This window comes from Frigoribacterium sp. PhB160, assembly GCF_003751785.1.
GTDB lineage: Bacteria > Actinomycetota > Actinomycetes > Actinomycetales > Microbacteriaceae > Frigoribacterium.
The window spans coordinates 799250-819064 of record NZ_RKIE01000001.1 but is presented as its reverse complement, the minus strand read 5'-3'; the positions used below and the strand labels follow the sequence as shown (position 1 = coordinate 819064).

At 72.3% G+C, this 19815-nt stretch carries 20 protein-coding genes and 1 tRNA gene; 6 read left to right on the top strand and 15 right to left on the bottom strand.

The annotated features are described in order from the left end of the window. Positions 1-7 precede the first annotated feature (7 nt). Positions 8-802, bottom strand: a complete 795-nt coding sequence (locus EDF38_RS03930) for a response regulator transcription factor (protein ID WP_123354072.1) — start codon at positions 800-802, stop codon at positions 8-10. 133 nt (positions 803-935) lie between these two features. Between EDF38_RS03930 and EDF38_RS03925 the strand changes: the two genes are divergently transcribed. Together EDF38_RS03925 and EDF38_RS03920 are read left to right on the top strand one after the other, a co-directional pair. Continuing rightward, positions 936-2468, top strand: coding sequence for an ABC transporter permease (locus EDF38_RS03925; RefSeq protein ID WP_123354071.1), 1533 nt, complete (start codon positions 936-938; stop codon positions 2466-2468). A gap of 107 nt (positions 2469-2575) precedes the next feature. Beyond that, a complete protein-coding gene (locus EDF38_RS03920; protein ID WP_123355010.1) occupies positions 2576-3268 on the top strand; it encodes an ABC transporter ATP-binding protein in 693 nt (230 codons plus the stop codon). Here EDF38_RS03920 and EDF38_RS03915 read toward each other — a convergent pair. The 7 genes from EDF38_RS03915 to EDF38_RS03885 all read right to left on the bottom strand — a co-directional run bounded on the left by EDF38_RS03915 (position 3253) and on the right by EDF38_RS03885 (position 10651). Then, positions 3253-4218 carry a PD40 domain-containing protein gene (locus EDF38_RS03915; RefSeq protein WP_123355009.1) on the bottom strand — a complete coding sequence of 322 codons (966 nt, stop codon included), beginning with the start codon at positions 4216-4218 and terminating at the stop codon, positions 3253-3255. The genes EDF38_RS03920 and EDF38_RS03915 overlap by 16 nt on opposite strands. Positions 4219-4256: 38 nt before the next feature. Further along, entirely contained in the window at positions 4257-5282 is a 1026-nt protein-coding gene (locus tag EDF38_RS03910) for a sugar phosphate isomerase/epimerase (RefSeq protein WP_123354070.1), read from the bottom strand. A gap of 101 nt (positions 5283-5383) precedes the next feature. Then, positions 5384-6223, bottom strand: a complete 840-nt coding sequence (locus EDF38_RS03905) for a carbohydrate ABC transporter permease (RefSeq protein ID WP_123354069.1) — start codon at positions 6221-6223, stop codon at positions 5384-5386. Next, a complete protein-coding gene (locus EDF38_RS03900; protein ID WP_123354068.1) occupies positions 6216-7214 on the bottom strand; it encodes a carbohydrate ABC transporter permease in 999 nt (332 codons plus the stop codon). The genes EDF38_RS03905 and EDF38_RS03900 overlap by 8 nt, the downstream gene beginning before the upstream one ends. Before the next feature lie 90 nt (positions 7215-7304). Beyond that, positions 7305-8630, bottom strand: a complete 1326-nt coding sequence (locus EDF38_RS03895) for a sugar ABC transporter substrate-binding protein (RefSeq protein ID WP_123354067.1) — start codon at positions 8628-8630, stop codon at positions 7305-7307. 147 nt (positions 8631-8777) lie between these two features. Next, positions 8778-9917, bottom strand: coding sequence for a Gfo/Idh/MocA family protein (locus EDF38_RS03890; RefSeq protein ID WP_123354066.1), 1140 nt, complete (start codon positions 9915-9917; stop codon positions 8778-8780). Beyond that, positions 9914-10651, bottom strand: coding sequence for a sugar phosphate isomerase/epimerase (locus tag EDF38_RS03885; protein ID WP_123354065.1), 738 nt, complete (start codon positions 10649-10651; stop codon positions 9914-9916). Before EDF38_RS03885 ends, EDF38_RS03890 begins: the two co-directional genes overlap by 4 nt. A gap of 177 nt (positions 10652-10828) precedes the next feature. Between EDF38_RS03885 and EDF38_RS03880 the strand changes: the two genes are divergently transcribed. Both EDF38_RS03880 and EDF38_RS03875 read left to right on the top strand, forming a co-directional pair. After that, complete coding sequence (locus EDF38_RS03880) at positions 10829-12019, top strand: ROK family transcriptional regulator (RefSeq protein ID WP_123354064.1); 1191 nt, start codon at positions 10829-10831, stop codon at positions 12017-12019. A gap of 80 nt (positions 12020-12099) precedes the next feature. Then, entirely contained in the window at positions 12100-12825 is a 726-nt protein-coding gene (locus tag EDF38_RS03875; protein ID WP_233572193.1) for a YqaJ viral recombinase family protein, read from the top strand. On the opposite strand, the gene EDF38_RS03870 is transcribed toward EDF38_RS03875, so the two are convergent. After that, positions 12807-13541, bottom strand: coding sequence for a Pr6Pr family membrane protein (locus EDF38_RS03870; protein ID WP_123354063.1), 735 nt, complete (start codon positions 13539-13541; stop codon positions 12807-12809). The two genes, EDF38_RS03875 and EDF38_RS03870, sit on opposite strands and share 19 nt — an antisense overlap. Before the next feature lie 171 nt (positions 13542-13712). On the opposite strand from EDF38_RS03870, the gene EDF38_RS03865 reads away from it, so the two are divergent. Continuing rightward, complete coding sequence (locus EDF38_RS03865) at positions 13713-14654, top strand: NADP-dependent oxidoreductase (protein ID WP_370275516.1); 942 nt, start codon at positions 13713-13715, stop codon at positions 14652-14654. 7 nt (positions 14655-14661) lie between these two features. On the opposite strand, the gene EDF38_RS03860 is transcribed toward EDF38_RS03865, so the two are convergent. The 6 genes from EDF38_RS03860 to EDF38_RS03835 all read right to left on the bottom strand — a co-directional run bounded on the left by EDF38_RS03860 (position 14662) and on the right by EDF38_RS03835 (position 18389). Continuing rightward, positions 14662-15222, bottom strand: a complete 561-nt coding sequence (locus tag EDF38_RS03860) for a GNAT family N-acetyltransferase (protein ID WP_123354062.1) — start codon at positions 15220-15222, stop codon at positions 14662-14664. A 109-nt stretch (positions 15223-15331) separates the two neighbouring features. After that, complete coding sequence (rplA, locus tag EDF38_RS03855; RefSeq protein ID WP_123354061.1) at positions 15332-16021, bottom strand: 50S ribosomal protein L1; 690 nt, start codon at positions 16019-16021, stop codon at positions 15332-15334. A gap of 100 nt (positions 16022-16121) precedes the next feature. Continuing rightward, positions 16122-16553 (bottom strand): 50S ribosomal protein L11, encoded by a 432-nt coding sequence (rplK, locus tag EDF38_RS03850; protein WP_123354060.1) that lies wholly within the window; start codon positions 16551-16553, stop codon positions 16122-16124. A gap of 142 nt (positions 16554-16695) precedes the next feature. Beyond that, positions 16696-17799: a transcription termination/antitermination protein NusG gene (gene nusG / locus EDF38_RS03845; protein ID WP_123354059.1), complete on the bottom strand. Its 1104-nt coding sequence runs from the start codon at positions 17797-17799 to the stop codon at positions 16696-16698. Between the two features lie 85 nt (positions 17800-17884). Beyond that, on the bottom strand, positions 17885-18166 hold the full coding sequence (gene secE, locus EDF38_RS03840) for a preprotein translocase subunit SecE (RefSeq protein ID WP_123354058.1): 282 nt from the start codon (positions 18164-18166) through the stop codon (positions 17885-17887). A gap of 150 nt (positions 18167-18316) precedes the next feature. Continuing rightward, positions 18317-18389, bottom strand: a tRNA-Trp gene (locus tag EDF38_RS03835). A gap of 215 nt (positions 18390-18604) precedes the next feature. Here EDF38_RS03835 and EDF38_RS03830 point away from each other — a divergent pair. Beyond that, entirely contained in the window at positions 18605-19807 is a 1203-nt protein-coding gene (locus tag EDF38_RS03830; protein ID WP_123354057.1) for a pyridoxal phosphate-dependent aminotransferase, read from the top strand. The last annotated feature ends 8 nt before the right edge of the window (positions 19808-19815 follow it).

Here is a 19815-nt window from a genome sequence, read left to right as displayed (position 1 = left end):
GCGCTGCTCACGACGTCGGCTTGATGACGTAGCCCACGCCGCGCACGGTGTGGATCATCGCCTCTTCGCCCGCGTCGATCTTCTTGCGCAGGTACGAGATGTAGATCTCGACGACGCTCGACTTGCCGCCGAAGTCGTAGCTCCACACCCGGTCGAGGATCTGCGCCTTGCTCAGCACGCGGCGCGGGTTGCGCATGAGGAAGCGCAGCAGCTCGAACTCGGTCGCGGTGAGCTCGATCTCGCGGCCCGCGCGGGAGACCTCGTAGCTCTCCTCGTCGAGCACGAGGTCGCCGACGACGATGCGCGAGTCGCTGCTCTCGCTGACGGCCGAGGCCGAGCGGCGGATCAGCCCGCGGAGGCGCGCCACGACCTCTTCGAGGGAGAACGGCTTCGTGACGTAGTCGTCGCCGCCGGCCGTGAGCCCGGAGACGCGGTCCTCGACGGAGTCCTTCGCCGTGAGGAAGAGGATCGGCGTGTCGTCGCCGCCCTGGCGCAGCCGGCCGAGCACCTGCATGCCGTCGATGTCGGGCAGCATCCAGTCGAGCACGATCGCGTCGGGGCCGAACTCGCGGGCGAGGGCGAGGGCGCCCTGGCCGTCGTTCGCGGCCTTGACGTCCCACCCCTCGTAGCGGAGGGCCATCGAGAGCAGGTCGGTGAGGCTGTTCTCGTCGTCGACGACGAGGACTCGGAGGGGCGATCCGTCGGCCCGGGTGAGCCTCGGGGCGGCGGCGGGGGCGGAGGTCGAAGTGGTCACGAGTCCAAGTATCGAGAGTTCCCTATGAGCGACCTGTGGCTCGACCATGCGTGAGCCGCGACCTTCATGACGTCCTCATAGCCGCTCCATGGCGGGCCCATCGACGTCCTCCCTACGGTCTCCCGGTGTCGGCACCCGCCGCGCCCCCCGACCCTGCACCACCGCCGAGGAGACCCGTCCCATGTTCCTGACCTACCTGTCCCGCGAGCTGAGCGGCAGACGCAAGCAGACCGCCGTGGTGGCGATCGGCATGGCACTCGCCATCGCCCTCGTCATCATCGTCGCCGGCGTCTCGGCGGGCGTCCGCAGCGCCCAGTCGTCCGTTCTCGCGTCCGTCTACGGCGTCGGCACCGACGTCACCGTCACCCAGGCCGCCGAGCCCGGCGCGGGCGGCCCCGGCCAGCAGTTCTCGTTCGGCGCCGACGACGGCGCCACCAGCGACGGCAGCACCGAGGTCGCGCAGAGCACGCTCTCGGCCGCGCGGGGCACCGCCACGTTCGACGCGAGCGCCCTCGCGACCGTCCAGGGCGTCGACGGGGTCTCCGCCGCCACCGCCACCCTCAGCCTCGAGTCGTCGACCTTCTCGGGCACCCTGCCCGACCAGTCGCAGACCGCCGGAGGCGCGGGCACGGCCCCCGGGACCGGCACCGACGACGGCACGGGCACCACCGACGGCACGCAGGCCGGTCCGCCGTCCGGGGGCGCCGACGGCGCGGGCGGCAGCTCGTTCGGCGTCGACTCGTTCTCCGTCGACGGCGTCGACGTCGCCGCCGACGCGGTCGGCCCGCTGACGAGCGTCGCGCTCGTCGACGGCCGCACCTTCACGGCGGACGACGCCGGCACGGACGTGGTCGTGCTCGACCAGGCCTACGCGACGAGCGCCGAGCTCGCGGTCGGCGACGTGCTCGCCGTCGGCGGCACCGACTTCACGGTCATCGGCGTCGTCGGCTCCACCTCGTCCGACGCGGCGACCGCGGCCGACACGTACGTGCCCCTCGACACCGCCCAGACCGTGAGCGGCCTCACCGGCCAGGTCAGCGACATCTACGTCACCGCGGCGAGCGCCTCCGACGTCGACGCGGTCGCGAGCGACCTCGAGACCGCGCTGCCCGACGCCACGGTCAGCACGCAGTCCGACCTCGCCGCGAGCGTCTCGGGCTCGCTGTCGACCGCCTCGGGGCTCGTCTCGAGCCTCGGCACCTGGCTCTCCGTGGTCGTCCTGGCCGCGGCGTTCCTGCTCGCGATCCTCTTCACAGTCTCCGGCGTCGGCCGTCGCACCCGGGAGTTCGGCACCCTCAAGGCCATCGGCTGGAGCAACGCCCGCATCACCCGCCAGGTGGCGGGCGAGTCGCTCGTGCAGGGCCTCGTGGGCGGGGTCGTCGGCGTCGCGGCCGGCCTCGTCGGCATCCTCGTCGTGAACCTCGTCGCGCCGACGCTGTCGGCTGCGGCGACGACCACCGGCGGGCCGGGCGGCGGTCCCGGCGGCGGTGCCGCCGACGCGGCCGGCACCGCGGCCGCGGGCGCGGCGGGCGGCGGCTTCGGCCAGCAGGTCGCCCAGGCGACGACCGACGTCGTGCTGCACGTGCCCGTGTCGGTGCCGATCATCGTCGTCGCGGTCGGCCTCGCCCTCCTCGGCGGGCTGCTCGCCGGCGCGATCGGCGGCTGGCGGGCCTCGCGGCTCCGTCCGGCCGAGGCGCTGCGGAGCGTCGCGTGACCGCGGTGCCGGGCGGGGCGACCGGTCTCGACGACCGTTCCCGCGCCTCCTCGTCGCCCTTCCCCTCCCCCACGACCGACCCCACCACCGCCCCCGGAGGCACGCCCATGTACACGCTCACCGACGTCACGAAGACCTACCGGCAGGGCACGCGCACGGTGACGGCCCTGTCGGGCGTCGACCTCGAGATCCCGGCCGGTCAGATGGTCGCGATCCAGGGCCCCACGGGCGGCGGCAAGTCGACCCTGCTGCAGATGCTCGGGGCGCTCGACCGGCCCACCTCCGGCACGGTGCGCCTCGGCGACGACGACCTGTCGGCCGCGGGCGACCGAGCGCTGACGGCGGCGCGGGCCCGGCGCATCGGGTTCGTCTTCCAGGGGTTCAACCTCATCCCGACGCTGACGGCCGCCGAGAACGTCGAGACGGCGTTCGCCGACGGCTCGGTGCCGAGGGACGAGAGGCGACGCCGGTCGGCGGAGGCCCTCGCGTCCGTCGGGCTCGGCGACCGGGCCGACCACCGGCCCGCCGAGCTGTCGGGCGGCCAGCAGCAGCGCGTCGCCGTCGCCCGCGCCCTCGTCACCGAGCCCGCGGTGCTGCTCGCCGACGAGCCGACGGGGGCGCTCGACGAGGCGACCCGGGACGAGATCATGGACCTGCTCGAGGCCGCCTGGCGCGAGCGGGGGCTGACCCTCGTGATCGTGACGCACGACTCGTCGGTCGCCCGGCGCGCCGAGCGCCGCCTGCACCTGGAGGACGGCCAGGTGCGCGAGGTCGAGGCCGCCGGTCAGCCCCGCGGGTAGTCGGCGCAGGCGAAGCGCGCCGAGTCGGGGGCCCAGCACGGCACGTTGATCGTGCCCTGGCCCCCGACCGTCCGCAGCACGTCGCGCGGCACGGCGCCCTCGGCCGGCAGGCCGTCGTCGCCGAGCGGCAGCACGTGCAGCACGACGTCGCGGTCCTCCGGGTGGCCGGTGGTGCCGGGGTCGTAGCTGATCCAGAGCAGGGCGCGGCCGTCGGGCGACACGTGCGGGAACCAGTCGACCCGCGGCCCGCTCGTCACCTGCACGGGCTGCCCGCTGCCGTCGGCCGGCGCGCGGAAGAGCTGCGCGTGGCCCGGCGCGACCGAGGCCCGCTCCGAGTTCCACCAGAGCCAGCGCCCGTCGGGCGAGAACTCCGGCCCGTCGTCGGGGTGGTCGTCGGCGGTGACGGGGGTGGTGGTGCCGTCGGACCGCGAGACCAGCGCGACGTCCGTCCGCCAGGCGGCCCGCGCCTCCTCGTCCCGGGGGTCGGCGACGGCGGTCGGCAGGGCGCCGACGACGACGCTGAGGGTGCGGCCGTCGGGCGACACCCCGTGCAGGTAGTTCTTGTACGAGCGCCCCGCGGGGTGCTCGCGGGTCACGCGCCGTGCGGCCCCGCCCGGCGCGACCCCGGCCCAGGGCACCTCGTACAGGTGGCCGTCGCGGGCGCTCACGACGATCGCGGACTGGTCGGGGACGACGACGTGGTCGTTGTTGATCTCGGGCACGTCGCCCATCGCGACGGGCTCGAGCGCCGACTCGTCGACGCCCCGGGCGTCGGCCGGCACCCGCCAGAGCAGCCCGTCGCCGTTGACGACGAGCCAGCGGCCGTCGGGGCTCCAGTTCGGGGCCTCGACGAGCAGCCGACGGCTCTCGAGCACGACCTCGGCGTGGCCGGTCGCGGGGTCGACGACGAGCAGGCGGCTGGACCGGCCGGGCAGGAGCGTGCGGGGCATGCCGCCAGTCTGGCCCGCCGACGCGGGCGACGCGCCCGTCACCGGTCGGTCTGCTGCTGCCGGAAGGCCGCGTCGAAGGAGGCGCGCGGCCGGTCCCAGAGCAGCGAGCGCACGTGGGCCAGCGCCTCGGGCGCCCCGTGGAGGCGGTCCATGCCGGCGTCCTCCCACTCGACCGAGATCGGTCCGTCGTAGCCGATCGAGTCGAGGGCTCGGAAGGCGCTCTCCCAGTCGACGTCGCCGTGTCCCGTGGAGACGAAGTCCCACCGGCGACGCGGGTCGCCCCACGGCAGGTGCGAGCCGAGCAGGCCCGAGCGGCCGTTGGCGGGCCGCACGCGGGTGTCCTTGCAGTCGACGTGGTGGATGCGGTCGGCGAAGTCGACGATGAAGCCGACGGTGTCGACGCCCTGCCAGAGCAGGTGGGACGGGTCCCAGTTGAAGCCGAACGCCGGTCGGTGGCCGATCGCCTCGAGGGCCCGGACGCTCGTCCAGTGGTCGTAGGCGATCTCGCTCGGGTGCACCTCGAGCGCGAACCGGACCCCTTCGTCGTCGAAGACGTCGAGGATCGGGTTCCAACGGTCGGCGAAGTCGTCGTACCCGGCGTCGACGACGCTCTCCGGCACGGGCGGGAACATCGCCACGTACGGCCAGATCGACGAGCCCGTGAAGCCGACGACGGTGTCGACGCCCATGCGGCGGGCCACGCGGGCCGCGCGCTGCATGTCGGCCGCCGCGCGCCTCCGGACGCCCTCGGGCTCGCCGTCCCCCCACGTCGACGGCCGGAGGATGGCCTGGTGGCGGAAGTCGATCGGGTCGTCGCAGACCGCCTGCCCGGTGAGGTGGTTCGAGATCGCCCAGACGCCGAGCCCGTGACGGTCGAGGATCTCGAGCCGGCCGCGCAGGTAGGCCGGGTCGGCGTCGGCCCGCTCGAGGTCGAGGTGGTCGCCCGACGCCGCGATCTCGAGGCCGTCGTAGCCCCAGCCGGCCGCGAGGCGGGCGACCTCCTCCAGGGGCAGGTCGGCCCACTGGCCGGTGAACAGGGTGACGGGCCGGGTGCTGGCGCTCATGGGGTCCTCTCGCGTGGGATCACGTCATCCTCGCCCACGCGGACGGCGACGACGACCGAGGTCGCCGCCGCCGTCCGCGGTGCCGGGGTGTGGTGCCGGGGCTACTTCACCGCGCCCGACGAGAGGCCGGTGATGAGGTGCTTCTGCACGAGCATGAACCCGATCAGCACCGGCAGCGACACGACCACCGAGGCGGCCATCAGCTGGTTCCAGTACACGTCCTGCTGCGACGCGTACGCGCGCAGGCCGATCGAGAGCGTGCGGGTGTCCTTGCTGGTCAGCACCGAGGCGAACAGCACCTCGCCCCACGCCGTGATGAAGGCGTAGACCGCGACGGCGATGATGCCGGGCTTCGCGACGGGGATGATGACGCGGAACAGGGCGCCGAGGCGACCGGTGCCGTCGATCATCGACGCCTCCTCCAGCTCCTTCGGGATCGAGGCGAAGTACCCCGTGAGCATCCAGATGGAGAACGGCAGCGAGAACGTCATGTAGGTGATGATCAGGCCGAGGTAGCTGCCGGTGAGCTGCACGCCGACCGTGCGCTGGATCTGCACGAAGATGAGGAACAGCGGCAGCAGGAACAGGATGCCGGGGAACATCTGCGTCGACAGCACGACCAGGCTGAAGCTCCGCTGGCCGCGGAACCGCATGCGCGCCAGCGAGTACGCCGCCAGGACGGCCATGGCCACCGAGAGGATCGTCGCCGACACCGTCACGATGAGGCTGTTCTTGAAGTACGACGCCAGGGGCACCGTCTGCCAGATCTGGACGTAGGGCTCGAGGGTGACGCGCGTCGGGATCCAGGTGAAGAGCCCCTGGACGTCCGCGAGCGGCTTGATCGAGGTCGTCAGCACCACGTACAGCGGGATGATGACGACGATCGACAGGAAGGCCAGCCCGAAGAACCGGAAGATCTTGAAGCCGCGGGTCTCAATCATTGTCGTGCTGTCCCTTCGGGAGAACCATGCGGATGTAGAACGCCGAGGCGATCAGCAGGACGACGAGGAGCATGACGCTCATCGCTCCGCCCAGGCCGAAGTTCCAGTTGTTGAACGACTGCTGGTAGATGAGCGGCGAGATGAGGGTCGCCTGTTCGGGCGAGGCCGGCCCGAAGAGCACGTAGGGCACGTTGAACTGGTTGAAGATCCAGAGGCTCATGATGAGCAGCAGCACGGCGTTCGCCGGCTTCACCATGGGCAGCGTGATCTGCGTGAACTGCTTCCAGAGGCTGGCGCCGTCGAGGCTGGCGGCCTCGTAGACGTCGCCGGGGATGTTCTGCAGCGCCGCGAGGAGCATGAGGAAGGCGAACGGCCAGAACTGCCACGCCGTCACGATGACGATCGCCCAGAAGGAGTTGCCGCCGAGCAGCCAGAAGGGGCGGTCCTGGAGGATGCCCAGGTCGTCCACGAGGAAGCGGTTGATCGCCCCGTCGCGCTGGTTGAACATGAAGGCCCAGGCGATGGTGCCGACGTAGGACGGCAGCGCGTAGGGCACGAGGAAGAGCGTGCGGAGGATGCCGCGGCCCTTGAACGAGCTCGTCAGCAGCACGGCGCCGAGCATGCCCATGCTCCACGCGATGGCCACCACGATGACGGTGAACAGCAGGGTGCGGCCGAGCGCGCCGTAGAGCTGGCCGGCGATCGGCGAGCTGGGGTCGAGCGCGGTGACGAAGTTCTGGAGGCCGACGAACGGCGCGTTCACCCAGTTCGCGATGCTGAGCTGGTTGAGCGTGATGAACGCGATCCAGACGCCGAGCACCATCGGGATGATGTGCACGAGCAGCTCGGCGAGCGCGGCCGGGGCGACGAGGAAGTAGGCGAGCGGCGAGCGGTGCTTCTTCCGCTTCGCGGGCTCGACCGGGGCGAGCTGGTGGGGGTCGGGTGCCGACTGCTTCTCGGCGGAGGCGGGGGGCAGGACGTTGACGGTCATGAGGGGTCCTCTCGAGCGGGGTGAGGGGGCCCGCCCGGCCGACGGCGTCTGGCGCCGACGTCCGGGCGGGTCCCCGCGCGGTGGGACGGGTTACTGACCCGTGCTCATCTGGCTGTTCGCGTCCTCGAGGGCCGACTTGACGTCGGCCTCGCTGACGGAGCCGCCCTGGGCTGCGGTGGCGAGGAGGTCCTTGATCGCGGTGCCGACCAGGGTCTCCATCTGTCCCTCGGAGGGGTAGAGGGGCATGGGCTGGGCGTGGTCCTCGAGGATCGTCTGCTTCAGCTTGATGACGTCGGTCTGGAAGGCCGGGTCGTCGTAGGCGCCGGTCACGACGGGCAGCGAGCCGAACGACTCGTTGAGGTACTTCTGCTCGTCGTCGCTCGTCAGGTGCTTGACGAAGTCGATCGCGGCGTCCTTGTTGTCGCTGTTCTCGAACACGCTGACGTTGATGCCGGCGACGTGGCTCTGGGTGCCCAGGAGGCCCGTCGCGTCGGCGGTCTCCATCGGCACCGGCGCGGCCGCGTAGTCGGTGAAGCCCCGCTGCTTCAGGTTGTCGCCGGGAGCCTGGTCGAAGAACATCGCGGCCTGGCCCTCGGCGAAGGTCGCCGCCATGTCGGAGCCGTTGACGCTCTCGGCGTCGGAGGGCGAGACCACCTTGTCGACGGCCATCAGGTCGACCCACTCCTTGACTCCGGCCACGACGCCGTCGTTGCCGAAGTCGGGGTTGCCGTCGTCGTCGTAGAGCGAGCCGCCGTTCTGCAGGCCGCGGACGAACGCCTGGTGGGCGTTGTTCGAGATGCTGGAGCCGGCCATCGTGACGCCCCACTGGTCGGTCTGACCGTCTCCGTCGGTGTCCTTCGTCAGCTTCTTGGCGTCGTCGACGAACTCCTCCCACGTGGCGGGGGGCGCGGTGATGCCGGCCTCCTCGAACATCTTCGTGTTGTAGTACAGCGAGTACGACAGGCCGTAGATCGGCACGGAGGTCGGGGCCTGGCCCTCGGCGCCGCCGGTGGCGAAGCTCGACTGCACGAAGCGGTCCTGGCCGCCGATCTCGTCGAGGGCCTCGCCCTCCCACGGCACGAAGGCGCCGCTCGACTGCAGCGACACGGCCCACGTGTTGCCGATGTTGAGGACGTCGGGGCCCTCGCCGCTCGAGACGGCCGTGAGGATGCGGTTGTAGAGGTCGGACCACGGGATGACCTCGAGGTCGACCTTCACCCCGGTCTCCTCCGTGTAGCGGTCGATCGACTCCTGCAGGATCTCGGCGTCGCGCTCGACCGTGGGGGCCTGGTTGCTGGCCCAGTAGGTGATGGTGTCGCTGTCGCCGCTGCCGCCGGAGGCGGAGCAGGCGGTCATGGAGCCGGCGGCGACGACGCCGACGGCGAGGGCTGCGACCCAACGGAACTTCGTGTTCATGGCTTCTCCTGGTGTCTCATCTTCGAGATGACTCTTCTTCGAGCGGGTGGAGGTGCTGTGCTGCTGTGGTGCTTCTCGGTGGGGTGGACGGGTGGGGGTGGGGCGGTGCCCCGCGCGGGCCGGCCGGTCGGGCCGGCCCACGACGACTCAGGTGAGGGTGGCGACCGTCGGGTCCCAGTCCTCGGGCAGCTCGTCGGTCGGCTCGAGGCTCGACTCGACGCGCACGCTCTCGTCGCGCTCGGCCGACTCGGCGAGCGAGACCATGACGTCGAGCACGTGGAAGGCGAGCTCGCCCGGCACGCGCTCGCGACGTCCCTCGCGGATCGCCTGCGCCAGCTCGGCCACGCCGGTGCCGCGGGTCGACGTCGTCCCGCTGGCCGGCACGACCGTCGTCTCCTCGCCGCCGGTGTGCAGGACCGTGTCGCCGTCGAACATGTTGGGGTCGGGGAACACGGCGGTGCCCTCGGTGCCCGCGATCTCGACGAAGCCGGCTCGGGCGAGCTTCGAGTCGAAGCTGAAGACGGCCTGCGCGCTCGCCCCGCTCTCGAACTGCAGGAGCGCGCTCACGTGCGTCGGCACCTCGACGGGGAACTCGGTGCCCGCCTTCGGGCCGGAGCCGATGACCCGCGTCTCGCGGGCCTTCGAGGACGTCGCCGTCACCTTGGCCACCGGGCCGAAGACCTGGACGAGGGTGGTGAGGTAATACGGACCGACGTCGAACATCGGGCCCGCGCCGTGGGCGAAGAGGAACTCCGGGCTCGGGTGCCACGACTCGGGGCCGGGCACCTGGAAGAGCGCGAGGCCCGTGAGGGGCGTGCCGATGTCACCGCGACGCACGGCCCGGAGGCCGGTCTGGATGCCGGAGCCCAGGATGGTGTCGGGGGCGACCGCCACCCGGACCCCCGCGGCCCGCGCGGCCTCGGCGAGGCGCGAGCCGCTCTCGCGGTCGAGCGCGTAGGGCTTCTCGCCCCAGACGTGCTTGCCCGCCGCGACCGCGGCGAGGGCGACCTCGACGTGGGCGGCCGGGATGGTGAGGTTGACGACGATCTCGACGTCGTCGCGGGCGAGCAGCTCGTCGACGGTGCCGCTGGCGGGCACGCCCCACTTCTCGGCCTGGGCCGCGGCGCGCTCGAGGTCGAGGTCGGCGACGAACAGCACCTCGAGGTCGGGGAAAGTCGTGAGGTTGCCGAGGTACTGGTCGCTGATGACCCCGGCGCCGATCAGGCCGACCCCGACGCGCCCCGTGCGCGGGGAGGCGCTCGTCGTGCTCGTGGCCGTGTCGGTCATGCCCGCACGCCGTCGAGGTACGTGAAGCTGTCGCGCAGCGCCGTGAAGACGTCGCCCGCGTGGTCGTCGAGCTCGACGACCGCGAGCGCCTGGGGAGCCGCGCGGAGGATGTCACGGACGGGCATCGTGCCCTTGCCCACGGCCACCTGCTCGGTGTCGTCCATGGTCTTGGGGCCGTCCTTGACGTGCAGGAACTGCACCTGGTCACCGAGGCGGGCGAGCAGCTCGGCGGCGCCGACGCCGCCGACCTCGACCCAGTAGGTGTCGACCTCGAGCACGACGCCCTTCGGCAGCGCGGCGGCGAACACCTCGAGCGCGGGGGTGCCGTCGATGAGGTTCTCCAGCTCGAACGCGTGGTTGTGGTACCCCACCGAGAGGCCGTGCTCGGCGGCGGCGTCCGAGATGCGGCCGAGCTCGGCCGCGATCTCCTCGACGTCCTCGCGCGTGACCCAGCGCGTCTCGTCGACGTGCGGGTCGATCACGGTGCCGACGCCGAGCCGCGTCGCGGCGGCGAAGATCGGCTCGAGGTCCTGCCCGACGAGCTTCGCGTGGGCGCTCGGCGCGGTGAGCCCGGCCGCCGGCAGGGCCGTCGCGTACTCCTCGACCCGCTCGACGAAGCCCCAGGGCTCGACCTGCGTGTAGCCGATGTCGGCGAGGCGCTGGAGGGTGCCGGGGAGGTCGGCCGCGATGGCCTCCCTGACCGTGTAGAGCTGGACCGAGATCGGTGATGTCACCTGGGGGACTCCCTTGTCGAGTGGCTGGCGTGACGACCTGTCCACCCCCGTACGGGAGCCGATCGCCGTCGATCGAGACCGACGATAGGACCACTTCTGTCGGAGCGCAAGCAAAAGTCGTCGCCGATCGCCGCCCTTGTCTCGATCGTCGCCTCCGCTTGTGCTTTACTGCTCGACATGTCCGACACGACGAGGTCGTCAGCGCTCGGCAGCACGGGGGCCAGCGAGCTCTTCCAGCTGCTGCGCGACGGCCTCCCGCGCACCCGGGCCGAGCTCGCCGCCATGACGGGGCTCGCCCGCTCGACGGTCGGCCTCCGCCTCGAGGCCCTCGGCGAGCTCGGGCTCGTCGGCCCGTACGCCGACGCCGTGTCGACCGGCGGGCGCCCCCCGTCGCGCGTCGCCCTGATCCCCTCCGCCCGGGTGGTGCTCGGCGCCGACGTCGGAGCGGGCCACCTCAGCACGGCCCTCACCGACCTCATGGGACGTCAGCTGATCAGCCGCCGCACCGCCCTCGAGGTCTCCGACGGCCCCGAGCCGGTCCTGTCCCTCCTCGTCGCCGAGGCCGACGCCCTCCTGGCCGAGCTCGGCCGCAGCCGCGACGACCTGATCGGCGTGGGCATCGGCCTGCCCGGCCCGGTCGAGTTCGCCACCGGCCGCCCCGTCAACCCGCCGATCATGCCCGGCTGGGACGGCTTCGACGTGCCCGGCTGGATGCGCCGTCACCTCGACGTCCCCGTGCTCGTCGACAACGACGTCAACCTCATGGCGCTCGGCGAGCGCAGCCGCTCGTGGCCCGACCGTGACCACTTCCTCTTCGTCAAGGTCGCCACCGGCATCGGCGCGGGCATCATCTCGGGCGGTCGGCTGCAGCGCGGCGCCCAGGGCATCGCCGGCGACATCGGCCACGTGCAGGTCGCCCGCGGCGCCGGCATCCCCTGCCACTGCGGCAACGTCGGCTGCCTCGAGGCCGTCGCCTCGGGCCCGGCGGTCGCGGCCGCCCTCCGCCGCGTCGGCCACGACGTGCCGGGCGGGGCCGAGGTCATCGACCTCGTCCGCCGGGGCGACCTCGACGCGATCATGGCGGTGCGCCAGGCCGGACGCGACCTCGGCGAGGTGCTGACCGCCTGCGTGAACCTCGTCAACCCCTCCGTGATCGCGATCGGCGGCTCGATGGCGCAGGCCGGCGAGCACCTCATCGCGGGCGTCCGCGAGGTCGTCTACTCGCGCTCGATGCCCCTCGCCACCGAGCACCTCAGCATCGTGCAGTCGCGCAGCGGCGTCGACGCGGCGATCATCGGCGCCGGCATGCTCGCCATCCACCACGCCCTCTCCCCCGCCGCCCTCGACGAGCTGGCCGCCGCCGTCTGACCCGGCCCGCCCGGCCTCCCGACGCGACACGAGGAGGCGCGGTGTCGCACCCGGCGCCCGTCCGGTGAGAGCATGGAGGCATGTCCGTCGTCCAGCCCATGCTCTCGCTCTGGGACGACGACGACGACCTGGCGACCGGTGCGCCGGTCCGCCCCGCGCCTCCGGTGCGTCCGGCTCACGAGTCGAGGGTGCTCGCCGACTCGAGCGACCGCATCGCGTGGCTCCGCGCCCGCAGCCGGGGCATCACGGCGACCGACGTGGCACGCCTCTCCAGCCCCCGTGCCGTGCAGGCCGTCGTGCTCGACAAGCTCTACGGCAACGGCTTCGGCGGCAACGCCTACACCGACCACGGCCGGGCCCGCGAGCCCGAGATCGCCCGCTGGGTGCTCGGCGAGCACGCGATCGCGCCGAGCTCGAAGCTCTTCCACGCGCTCGACCGGCCGCGGCACCTGGCCACCCCCGACGGGGTCGCCGTGCGGGCCGACGGCAGCGTCGAGCTCTGCGAGATCAAGACCACGAAGAAGGCCTGGTCGAGCATCCCCCGCTCGTACCTGCGGCAGGTCTTCTGGCAGCAGTACGTGCTCGGTGCCGAGCGCACCCTCGTCGTGTGGGAGCAGCACGTCGACTTCGTGCCCCTCGACACGGTGCCGATGTGCCGTTGGGTCGACCGCGACGACGACGAGATCCACCGTCTGGTCGCCCTCGCCGACACGGTGCTCGACACGCTGGCCCGGCAGGCCCCGGTCGACCCGTTCGCCCCCGGCGTGCGCGCGTACGAGCCGCCGCCCTACGACCCGCTGCGCTGAGCCCGCGCCGTCGGCCCGTCGGCCGGGCGCTCCACCCGCACGAACGCGAACCGCGTGGCGGCGATCGCCAGGGCGCTCGCCCCGGCGATGAAGACGGCGATGCCCACGCAGTACGCCGCGACGACGCCGCCCCCCAGTCGCTCCACGTCGAGGAACGGGTACGGCACGAAGTCATGCCCGCGGACGAGCACCACGATCGTCCACGCCAGCGGGTACGCGAGGAACAGCGGGAGGCGCGACCACGGGATCGGGGCCCGGTCGCGGAACACGATCCAGTCGAGCACCGCGTAGAGCGGCAGGACCTTGTGCATCACGTCGCTCGCCCACGGCAGCGACGCCGACGACCCCAGCCCCGCGTCGGTCAGCAGGAGGTTGTAGACGACCCCCGTCGTGGCGATGTACGCCGTCGCGGCGCCGCGGAGGCCGTCCGTCCACCGGCTCGCCGCGGCGGGGCTCACCACCGTGACGACGCCGACGACCAGCGCGAGGGTCATGATCAGGTTGCTCTGGATCGTGAAGTACCCGAAGAAGTTGACGAACCGGTAGACCGGCGTCGCGACCGAGGCCGACCACTGGGCCGAGACGGCCACGACGACCATGAGGGCGACGAGGGCGCGCAGCACGACCGCGAGACGGGCCGTCGGGCCGTCGAGGCGCGGCGCGAGCTCCACGACCGGGGCGGGGCGGGGCCGCGAGGCGGCGACGGGGCGGGTCATGCCGACACCGTAGCGTCCGGGCGCCGGGCGCGACAGAGTTTGCCCGCCGGTGACGCCGCGGAAACACGGCGGTGACATCGCCCCTGTTCGATGAGGTGAGCAGGGAGGCTCCGTGTCGCGCGCCTCCCCCGAGCGGCAGGGAGCCCGATGACGCACACGACGATGCGTGCCATGGTGATCGAGAGGACCGGCGGACCCGAGGAGCTCGTGCCCGCCGCGGTCCCGTACCCGAGCCGCGTCGGGTCGGAGGTGCTCGTCCGCGTCGTCGCCGCCGGCGTCAACCGCTGCGACGCCGACACCCGCGCCGGCCGCCCCGACAGCGCTGCCACCGACGCCTGGCCCGCGGTGCTGGGCCACGACTTCAGCGGGGTGGTCGTCGAGGCCCCCTACGCCGCCCACGCGCTGAAGCCCGGCGACCCGGTCTACGGCATGGCGATGTTCCCGCACTCGACCGGCAGCTACGCCGAGTACGTCAGCGTCCCCGCGATGTCGGTCGCCCGCAAGCCCGCCTCGCTCACGCACGTCGAGGCCGCCGGGGTGCCGCTCGCCGCGCTCACCGCGTGGGGGATGGTCGTCGAGGTGGCCAAGGCGCACGAGGGGCAGCGCGTGCTCGTCAACGCCGGCGCGGGCGGGGTGGGCCACTTCGCCGTGCAGTTCGCCGCCTACTTCGGCGCGCACGTCGTCGCGACCGGCTCCGAGCGGAACGCGGGCTGGCTGCGCGACCTCGGCGCGGCCGAGGTGGTCGACTACGCCTCGAGCTCCGCCGACCGGGTCGTCCGCGACGTCGACGTCGTGCTCAACCTCGTCGACGACGACGCGGTCGCCGAGCGGTCGCTGGCCGCCCTCCGGCCGGGCGGGCTCGTCGTGCACGCCCCGCACGCCTCCTGGGCGGCCCTCGCCCCCAAGGCCGCCGCGGCCGGCCTGCGCTCGACGGGCTTCGCGGTCGCGCCCGACGCCGCCACGCTGGCGATCGTGTCGCGCCTGCTCGACTCGGGCGACGTCCGTGTCTACGTCGACGACGTGTACGACCTCGACGAGGCCGCCGACGCTCACAGCCGGCTCGAGCAGCGGCACACCCGGGGCAAGCTCGTGCTGCGCGTCACCGACGAGTGAGCTGTCGTCAGAGGGTCCGGGCCAGCACGAAGTCGTCGTGCGTCTCGGCGCCGACGACGAACTGCTTCACGCCGACCCGCTCGAACCCGTGCTTGGCGTAGAACGCGCGGGCCCGGGCGTTCTCCTGGTTGACCCCGAGCCACGCCGAGGAGGCGCGGGTCGAGCGGGCAGCGTCGAGCACGGCCCCCATGAGCACCCCCGCCGCGCCGCTGCCGTGCTGGTCGGGCACGAGGTAGAACTTGCTCAGCTCCACCGTCGGCCGGGTCGGCACGACGGCGGCGACCGCGGCGTCGGCGGGCTCGCCGCCGACGACCATCGCGTAGCCGAGGGTGGTCTCCGCACCCTCGGCACCCGCGTCGCCGTCGTGGTCGTCGACGACGAGCAGGACTCGGCGGGCCGGGTCGGCCAGGTAGCCCTCGAAGGCGCCCTCGCTCAGCAGGGTCGTGACGAAGCGGGCGATGTCGACGAGCTGGGTCCCGGGCGGGCACGCGAGCGGGAACGTGAGGGCCGCCACCTCGGCGAGGCGGGAGGCGTCGGAGGCGGTGGCGGGGCGGGCGATGACGGTCACCTCCCCATCGTGCCGCACCCGCGCCTCCTCGGCTCACGCCGCCCGGGGACGACGACGGAGGCCGCCCTGCTCTGGTGAGCAGGACGGCCTCCGGTGGTTCGCGACGCGCCTAGAAAGCGTTGATGTCGAGGGGGATGCCGGGACCGAAGGTCGTCGACAGCGTGCCCTTGGTGATGTAGCGGCCCTTGGAGGAGGACGGCTTGAGGCGGACGACCTCGTCGAGCGCGGCGTCGAGGTTGGTGTTCAGCTGCTCTTCCGAGAAGCCGGCCTTGCCGATGACGAAGTGCACGTTGGCGTGCTTGTCGACGCGGAACTCGATCTTGCCGCCCTTGATGTCGTTCACGGCCTGCGCGACGTTCGGCGTGACGGTGCCGGTCTTCGGGTTGGGCATGAGGCCGCGGGGGCCGAGCACCTTGCCGAGACGACCGACCTTGCCCATGAGCTCGGGGGTCGAGACCGCCGAGTCGAACGACGTGTAGCCGCCGGCGACCTTCTCGATGAGCTCGTCGCCACCGACCTCGTCGGCGCCCGCGGCGATGGCGGCCTCGGCCGCGGCGCCGGTGGCGAAGACGATGACGCGGGCGGTCTTGCCCGTGCCGTGCGGCAGGATGACCGTGCCGCGGACCATCTGGTCGGCCTTGCGCGGGTCGACGCCGAGCTTCAGCGCGACCTCGACGGTCGAGTCGAACTTCTTCGAGCCGGTCTCACGCGCGACCGAGACGGCCTCGCTGGTGCTGTAGAACTTGCCCGCCTCGATCTTCTCGGCGGCGGCGCGGTACGCCTTGGACTTCTGAGCCATGTTGGACCTCTTCGTGCTGGGGACGTGGTAGCGAGCCTGGCCGGCTCTCCCACTGATGTCTGGGGCGTGCAGGCGGGTCGCCTGCACGAGGGGGGTCTGCTTACGCGTCGACCGTGATGCCCATGGAGCGGGCGGTGCCGGCGATGATCTTCGCCGCGGCGTCGATGTCGTTGGCGTTGAGGTCGGCCTGCTTGGTGGCGGCGATCTCGCGGACCTGGTCCATCGTCAGCTTGCCGACCTTGTCGGTGTGCGGCGTCGAGGAGCCCTTGGCGACGCCGGCGGCCTTCTTGATGAGCTCGGCGGCGGGCGGGGTCTTCAGGACGAACGTGAACGAGCGGTCTTCGTAGACCGTGATCTCGACCGGCACGACGTTGCCGCGCTGCGACTCGGTCGCGGCGTTGTAGGCCTTGCAGAACTCCATGATGTTCACGCCGTGCTGACCCAGGGCCGGGCCGATGGGCGGGGCGGGGTTCGCGGCGCCGGCGTTGATCTGAAGCTTGATCAGACCCGTGACCTTCTTTTTCGGTGCCATTGTTCTTTTCCTTCGTGTGGGGTTCGAGCCGGCCGCGGTCGCGGTCGTCTCTCCCGGTGGCCCGCGGACGGGCTCCGGTGATCTCGAGGACGAGCCTCGTGAATCTGGGGGGGGTGTCGGACGGTGCCGACGCTCCAGGCTACTAGAGCTTGGTGACCTGGTCGAAGCTGAGCTCGACCGGGGTCTCGCGCTCGAAGAGCGAGACGAGCACGGTGAGCTTGCCGCTCTCGGGCTTGATCTCGTTGATCGTACCGGGAAGACCCGCGAACGAGCCCTCCTTGATGGTGATCGTCTCGCCGATCTCGAAGTCGACCTCGGCGGGGATGACGCGCTGGGCCTGCTTGCCGCCCTTGGCTCCGCCCTTGGCGACGGGAGCCGCCTCCTGCACCTGGACGAGGCTCTTCAGCATGTTGAAGGCCTCCTCGAAGCGGAGGGGCGTGGGGTTGTGGGCGTTGCCCACGAAGCCCGTGACGCCGGGGGTGTGGCGGACGACGGACCAGCTGTCCTCGTTGAGGTCGATGCGGACCAGCACGTAGCCGGGGATGCGCACGCGCGTGACCAGCTTGCGCTGGCCGTTCTTGATCTCGACGACGTCCTCCATCGGGACCTCGACCTGGTAGATGTAGTCCTCCATGGTCATCGACACCATGCGGTTCTCGATGTTCTGCTTCACGCGGCGCTCGAAGCCGGCGTAGCTGTGGATGACGTACCACTTGCCCGGCTTGCCGCGCAGCTCGGAGCGGAAGGCCTCGTACGGGTCGACCTCGGCCGGCTCGTCGTCGACGAGCGAGTCGTCGGCGGTCTCGACGTCGACCTCGACGTCGTCGTGCGCGACCTCGGCGTCGGCGTCCTGGACGGACTGCTCGGCCTCGGTGATCACGGCGTCGGCGCCGAGCGCGTCGCCCTCGGCGGCCAGCGCCTCGGCCTCGGAGTCGGCCTCGTCGTCGGTCGCCTCGACGGCGGCCTCGGCTTCGTCGGCGTCGTGCACGTCGAGCGCGTCGTCGACGACGGCGTCGGCCTCGGGGTCGGACGCCTCGGCGAGCGTGTCGAGCAGGCCGTCGAGGTCGCTCGTGTCGTCGGTGCCCTCGTCGCCCTCGTCGACGACGTGGATCGCGTCTTCCTCGGAGGAGCCCTGGTCGCCGTCGGTGTCGACGTCGGTGAGGTCGCCCTCCTGGGTCTCGGCGACCTCGGAGGACTGCTCGGCGGCGGGGGCGAGATCGATGTCGTCGCGCTCGTTGTCAGGCAAGGGTGTTCTTCTTCCGTTCGTGGGGTGTCGGGCCGGCGCGCCGTCGGTGCGGCCGCGCGTCGCGGCCGGGGCCGCGCAGGTGATGTCAGCTGCCGGTCGGCCCGTTGCCGAACACGTAGCCGACCACCAGGCCGAAGAGCGAGTCGAGGCCGGTGACGAGCGCCATCATGATGACGACGAAGACCAGCACGACGCCGGTGTAGCTGAAGAGCTCCTTGCGCGTCGGCGTGACGACCTTCTTGAGCTCGCCCACCACCTGACGGAGGAACAGCGCGATGCGCGCGAAGGGAGTGCGCTTGGCGGCGCCGTCGGTCTTCGCCTTCTCGACGACGTCCTCACTGGGGACGTCGAGGTCTTTTCTCGCCACTGTTGGGGTACCTTCCGAGCTCGGCCCCGAGGGGCCTGTCCGATGAGCGGACAGTCGTCCGGGGACCGGACTGTCGTCCGGTTGCCCGGGTCGTCGCGACCCGTTCCCGAGACGAGTCTCGGGGTCAGTCGCGGCGACCCGGCCGGGCTGCAGGGCGGACAGGACTCGAACCTGCAACCTGCGGTTTTGGAGACCGCTGCTCTACCAATTGAGCCACCGCCCTTCGGCGTCGTCCGCCGAGCCCGCCCCGCCCCGAGGGCGGAGCACGCACGCCGTGAGGCGCGCAGAAACTCGGCGATCTTCGACCGCCTGATCGAGTGTAGGCGACCGCCGCCCGCCGCGCAAAGCCCGCCACGCCGGGCCGGCGGCCGGGCCGGCGGCCGACCCCGCGCCCGACGTGCCCGTCACCGCCCGGACGCCCCCGGCTAGGCTGACGGCGTGACCACGCCAGCCCGCCGCCTCTCGTCCCGCATCGCCGCCATCGCCGAGTCCGCGACCCTCAAGGTCGACGCGAAGGCCAAGGCCCTCATCGCCGAGGGACGACCCGTCGTCAGCTACGGCGCGGGCGAGCCCGACTTCCCCACCCCGGCGCACGTCGTCGAGGCGGCCGTCGCCGCGGCGCGCGACCCGCGCAACCACCGGTACTCCCCCGCGGCCGGGCTGCCCGACCTGCGCGAGGCGATCGCCGAGAAGACCCTCCGCGACAGCGGCACGACGGTCTCGCCCTCGCAGGTGATCGTCACCAACGGCGGCAAGCAGGCGGTCTACCAGTCGTTCGCCGCGCTCCTCGACGACGGTGACGAGGTCATCCTCCCGGCCCCGTACTGGACCACCTACCCCGAGGCGATCGCCCTCGCGGGCGGCGTCACCGTCGAGGTCTTCGCCGGTGCCGACCAGGAGTACAAGGTCACGGTCGACCAGCTCGAGGCCGCCCGCACCGAGCGCACCAAGGTGCTGGTGTTCTGCTCGCCCTCGAACCCGACGGGCGCCGTCTACACGCGCGACGAGGTCACCGCGATCGCGACCTGGGCCCTCGAGCACGGGGTCTGGATCATCAGCGACGAGATCTACCAGGACCTGACCTACGACGGGGTCGAGGCGGTCTCCGTCACCGAGGCCGTGCCCGAGGTGGCCGACCAGACGATCCTCGTCAACGGCGTCGCGAAGACCTACGCCATGACGGGCTGGCGCGTGGGCTGGATGGTCGGCCCGGCCGACGTCGTCGCCGGCGCCGCCAACCTCCAGTCGCACCTCTCGTCGAACGTGTCGAACGTGTCGCAGCGAGCGGCGCTGGCCGCCCTGACCGGCCCGCAGGACGAGGTCGAGGTCATGCGTCGCGCCTTCGACGCCCGGCGGGCGACCATCGTGCGCGAGCTGAACTCCATCGACGGAGTCGTGACCCCGACGCCGCAGGGGGCGTTCTACGTCTACCCCGACGTGAGCGGCCTCCTCGGCCGCGAGTGGGGCGGCGTCACGCCGACCACGTCGCTCGAGCTCGCCGACCTGATCCTCGATCAGGCCGACGTCGCCGTCGTGCCCGGGGAGGCGTTCGGCCCGAGCGGCTACCTGCGCCTGTCGTACGCCCTCGGGGACGCACCGCTGCTGGAGGGCGTGCAGCGCCTCCAGCGGTTGTTCTCCTGAGGCGGGCG